This window comes from Protofrankia sp. CiP1_Cm_nod1 (genome assembly GCF_920888515.1).
Classification (GTDB): domain Bacteria; phylum Actinomycetota; class Actinomycetes; order Frankiales; family Frankiaceae; genus Protofrankia.
The window spans coordinates 1-3,906 of the sequence record NZ_CAKKTM010000456.1 but is presented as its reverse complement, the minus strand read 5'-3'; the positions used below and the strand labels follow the sequence as shown (position 1 = coordinate 3,906).

The window sequence follows — 3,906 nt, the reverse complement described above, 5'->3', positions numbered from 1 at the left end:
CGCTACCCGCGCCACTCGCACGCGAGCCGCCCGCGCCACCCGCACGCGAGCCGCCCGCGCCGCCGGTGCCCGAGCCGCTCGCAGCGGACCGGCCTGTCGTGTCGCCCCCAGCCGTACCGCCAGGCACGGCGCCCCCGGCTGCCGTGCCGCCAGGCGTGTTCCGATCGCCGCCGGTAGCCGTCCCTGTGCTCCCGTTCGTGGTGCTCCCGTTTGTGCCGCCGGTCTCCGTCCCGGCTCCGGTCGGCCCGGACGACGGTCGGCCCGCGCCCGCATCCGGGTTCGCCCCGGTGCCTGGAACCGCTCCCAAGCCCGGGCTCGCTCCCGTTCCCGGGCTTGGGCCTGCCCCGGTGCCCGAGCCTGCTCCGCTGCCTGGGCTCGCGTCCGGCTGCCGCCCGGAGGACGGCCCAGGATGCTGCTGCCCTCCCGGGACCTGGGCCAGCAGTTGCGTGACCGCGGCGTCGAGGGCCGCTATGTCCGCCGCGACCGCGCGCAGACGCTCGTTGAGCGCCTCCTGCTCGGCGAGGACCTGCTGGAGCAGCGCCGCGCAGTCCGTGCCGTCGAGCGCCGGGCCGCTGGCCGCTGGTGTCGCGGCCGCTGGTGTCGTGGCCGCCGCCGGTGCCGTGGCCGTCGCGGTGGACGAGTGCAGGGATGCGGAGGTCGCGGTGCCCGCGCCCGGGCCCCCGCCGCCGGGCACGGCAGCGGATGCCGACGCCCCCGGAGCACCACCCCCACGCTGGTGATCTCCGCTCTGGTGCAGGCCGTCCAGGAACGACTGGCACACCGACTGTTCGTGGGCGACATCGGCCTTGATCTGGGACAGCATCGTGTCGGCGGCATGCTGGTCGGCCAGCAGCCGCTGCTGATACTGCCTGACGAGATCCTCGGCCGGACCCGCTGTCCCGGTCGCACCCGTGCCGTCGGCGGCCCCGGCCGGTGGTGTGCCGGCCGTGCCCCCGCTCGCCGTTACCCGGCCCGCATCCCGCACCTGGCGCACATCCTGGGCGCCGGCCCGGCGCGAGGTGACGAACAGCGCCGTGCTGACCCCGCCGGCCCCGGCCGATACCGATGCCGGTGCCGCGGCGGATGCCGGTGCCGGTGCCGATGCCGATGCCGCGGCGCCTGCGGTCTGGCTGGCCTGGTCGGCGGCGAGCCTCGCCTGCGCCGAGGCGAGCGCGGACCGGGCGTTGTCGACCGCCGCAGCCAGGGCGGTCGTGTCGAGCTCGGCCAGCACGTCACCCGTCGTGACATGCTGACCCGCCGTCACGGCGACCCTGGTCACCCGTCCACTGACGGGGAAGCTCACCGCTGCCTGGCTGACGGCCGTCACGGTGCCGGTGGAGTTCAACGTCGCCTCGACGTTGCGGTGGGTGACCGTGGCGGTCCGGTAGGACGGCCCGCCCGAGGCGGCCGTGGCGGCGAGAACCCCGCCGCCGGCCCCGCCGGCGACGACGATGACGGCGACCACCGTTGCCCGGCGGCGCAGCCGCTGCCGCCGGGCGCGTGCGGTCCGGTCAGCCATTGGCGCTCTCTCCGGCGCGGGCGGGCTCCTGGGCGGGGATCGATACCGGCCCTGTCGCTTCGGGCCGGTGCGGGCCGGGTAGGTGCGGGCTGGGCCGGTGCGGGCCGGGGAGGGTTGGTTCGGGCACGGTGGGCTCGTTTTCCTGATCGTGGCCCCGGAGGCGGGACAGGGCCGGGCGGTGGCGGGTCGTCATTCGCTGCGCAGCGCGTCGATGGGGGCCAGCCTGGCCGCCCTGCTGGCCGGGTAGACGCCGAACCCAACCCCGATCCCCATCGCGACGACGATCGCGCCGACGGTCGCGGGGAGCGAGACGTCGATCCGCTGGGAGATCAGGTGGGGGAGCACCGCGTCCCCCAGCAGCCCGAGGGCGGCACCGGCGAGCCCGCCGGCCAGGCCGAGGACGGACGCCTCCACCAGGAACTGGCGTCTGATCACCCGGGGTGGCGCGCCCAGCGCTTTGCGCAGGCCGATCTCTCGGACGCGTTCGGTGACGGAAACCAGCATGATGTTCATCACGCCGATGCCGCCGACCAGCAGCGAGATCGCGGCGATGCCGCCGAGCAGCACGGTCAGCGTCCGGTCCACCGAGGTGGCGGCGGCCAGGATGGACCGCTGGCTGGCGATGGTGAAGTCGGCGGCGGCGGGTGTGCTGACACGGTGCAGCGCCAGCAGCGTGCTGGTGGCCTCCTGGTGGGCGGCGGACAACGTCCGGGCCGACGACGCCTCCAGGTAGATGCTCTGCACGGAGGCGCGGGCCGCGCCGCCGAACACCCGGTTCGCCGCGGTGCTGATCGGCATGATCGCCTGGTCGTCCTCGTTGGCCGTGGCGGACGAGCCGGCCGCCGTGAGCGTCCCGACCACCTGTGTGGGGACCCCGGCGACCGCCACGGTCGCGCCGACGGGGTCGCGGCCGCCGAACAGCTGTTCGGCGCTGCTGGCGGCGAGCACGACGACCGCGGCCTGGGCGGCGACGTCCTGGCTGGTCAGGAAACGGCCGGAGGCGATCTTGCGGGCCCGGACTGACAGCCAGTCAGGGGTCGTCCCGACGACCGTGGTGGTCCAGTTCGACGTGCCGGCCGTCAGCGGCAGGCTGCGCTGGCTGGCCGGCGCGACCGCGGCGATGTCCGGGGCGACGTCCTTCGAGGCCAGTGCCTCGGCGTCGTGCATGGTCAGGGTCGAGGCCGAGCCGAAGCCGCCGCGGATGCCGTCGCTGCTGGTGGCGCTGCCCGGGGTGACCACGAGCAGGTTGCGGCCCAGGGAGTCGATCTGGTCACGGACCTGGTTCTGGGCGCCCTGGCCGAGACCCACCGTGAGGATGACCGCGGCGATGCCGATGAGAATCCCGAGGACGGTCAGGGCTGAACGGGACCGGTGTGTACGTACCGCATCGAAGCCAATGCGTATTGTCTCCATCCAGCTCACGGGCGGATCTCCCAGGTGAGCCGGGCCGCATCGCCGTGGGCTGTCCTCCCGGGCCCGCGCTCGGAGCCGGGGCCGTCACCGGAGCCGGAGCCGGGGCCTGGTCGGGCAACGGCTCCGAATCCGGCGCTGGCCCCGAATCCGACGTCCCCGGGCTGGTCGGCGTCACCGCCTGGATGATCCAGGCTGGTGTCGTCCTGGATGCCGCCGTCCCGGATGCGCACCACCCGGCTGGCGGTGGCGGCGACCTCGGGCTCGTGGGTGATGAGCACGATCGTGCGGCCGGACGCGTGCAGCTCGCCGAGCAGGTCGAGCACGTCCTGGGTGGACGCGCTGTCGAGGTTGCCGGTCGGTTCGTCGGCGAGGATGAGCGCGGGGTCGGTGACCAGCGCCCGGGCGACGGCGACCCGCTGCTGCTGGCCGCCGGAGAGCTCGTTCGGGCGGTGGGCGATCCGGTCCCCCAGGCCCACCCTCTCCAGCGCCTCGACCGCCCGGACGCGACGCCGCGCCCGCCCCGTCCCGGCGTAGCACAGCGGCAGTTCCACGTTGCGCCACGCGGACAGGGCGGGAAGCAGGTTGAACTGCTGGAAGACGAAGCCGATCCGCCGGTTGCGGATCTCGGCGAGATCGTCCTCGGACATCCGGGCGACGTCCTCGCCGGCAAGGCGGTAGTGGCCCGAGGTGGGTATGTCGAGGCAGCCGAGAATGTTCATCAGGGTCGACTTGCCCGACCCGGACGGGCCCATGATCGCTATGTACTCCCCCTCGGAGATGCGCAGGTCGACACCGCGCAGCGCGTCGACCTCGATGGCGCCGGTCCGGTAGGTCTTGCGGACGTCGTCGAGTTCGATGACGGGTGCCGGGCCGGCCGGCGCCCCGGCGTGGAGTGCTCCGCTCTCGGCCACGGCTCAGCCCGCCCCGCCGCCGCGGACGCCCCCGCCGAAGCCGGCGCCACCGCCGCCGAACCC

The 3,906-nt window shown here is 74.8% G+C and carries 3 protein-coding genes; all 3 read right to left on the bottom strand.

The genetic code is table 11. From position 1 onward, the window contains the following. The coding region (locus NBX02_RS21555; RefSeq protein ID WP_250292800.1) for a biotin/lipoyl-binding protein at positions 1-1,519 on the bottom strand (1,519 nt) is incomplete at its 3' end. A gap of 189 nt (positions 1,520-1,708) precedes the next feature. Then, positions 1,709-2,941 (bottom strand): ABC transporter permease, encoded by a 1,233-nt coding sequence (locus NBX02_RS21550; RefSeq protein WP_250292798.1) that lies wholly within the window; start codon positions 2,939-2,941, stop codon positions 1,709-1,711. Continuing rightward, entirely contained in the window at positions 2,938-3,843 is a 906-nt protein-coding gene (locus NBX02_RS21545) for an ABC transporter ATP-binding protein (RefSeq protein ID WP_250292797.1), read from the bottom strand. The genes NBX02_RS21550 and NBX02_RS21545 overlap by 4 nt, the downstream gene beginning before the upstream one ends. Positions 3,844-3,906 lie beyond the last annotated feature (63 nt).